This window comes from Streptomyces sp. MnatMP-M17 (assembly GCF_900091995.1).
In the GTDB taxonomy this organism is placed as follows: domain Bacteria; phylum Actinomycetota; class Actinomycetes; order Streptomycetales; family Streptomycetaceae; genus Streptomyces.
The window spans coordinates 1-1087 of sequence record NZ_FMDK01000555.1 but is presented as its reverse complement, the minus strand read 5'-3'; the positions used below and the strand labels follow the sequence as shown (position 1 = coordinate 1087).

General features: G+C 76.2%; 1 pseudogene. It reads right to left on the bottom strand.

From position 1 onward, the window contains the following. Positions 1 to 1087, bottom strand: a pseudogene (locus tag GA0115259_RS40535) (hypothetical protein); the annotation flags it as partial.

Here is a 1087-nt window from a genome sequence, read left to right as displayed (position 1 = left end):
CCGCCCGCCGATACGGCGGTCACCGCACGGCCTCCCGCGACCGCGCGATCCACGGCCCTGCGCAGCAGATCCAGCTCGACCGGAAGCGCGGGCGGCGCCGAGGCCACCGGCACGACGGACGGCGCCGCTTCGGCCGATGCCGTCCCTGTCGCCGGACCCGCTGGGTCAGCCGGACCCGCTACCGGCGCCGGCACCGGTACCGGTACCGGTACGGCCGGTATGTGCGAGCGGTGGAGCCGCCGCAGTCCCAGATCCGCCCTTACGCATTCCCCGTCATGGCCCGTCCAGGACGCGGCGAGCACCTGCACACGGTCCGGCCGGTCCGGTACGACCCGGGCGATCAGCCGCAGCGCCAGGCCGGAGCGGCCCGCGAGCAGCCGGAGGTTCTCCGCGTACGGCAGTTCCGGCCGCTCGTCCGGCGCCGACAGCCGGAGCGTGGGACCGCCGGTCACGACAAAGCCCGCGCCGGTGCAGATACCGTCGAGGAAGAGCAGATCGCCGCCCGCCGCGCGGGCGTCGGCCGGCTCGGCCAACCAATGCAGCACCGCCGCCAGTTGCCCGACCGGTGGCCGCTCCCAGAGGGCGGCGAGCGGCGCTTCGTACCAGTCCGCACCGGTGGCCCGTACGGAACGGACCTGCCCGCCGCCGCCGATCCTGCCGTCCGGCGAGACGGTCGGCGACGTGAGGATCACTCCCCCGCCGTCGCCCAACTCCCGCAGCGGAAGCGCGCAACCGCCCGGCACCGGCGTACCCGACGCCTGAAGCGCGCGCTCCGGTCCGCCGGGAGCGACGTCCGAGACCGTCCGGAGCGCGCCGTCGGGCGCCAGGGCGTACACGGTGGCGCCCGCGTATCCGGAAGCGGTCACCACCGGCTCGGTGAACAGTCCGTACAGCCGGAGCGGTCCCTCCGGCCGGTAGCTCCTGCGCGCGGGGGAGAGGGCCTCGGCCGGCCGGCGCACCAGATCCAGCAGCTCGGCCAGCTCCGTGGAGAGCGCGGACAGCCGGAACGCCGGGTCGTCCGAGCGGGCCTCGGCCAGCAGCCGTGCGATCCTGACGGCGGTGGCGGCCGGCCGGTGCAGCCCGGCCA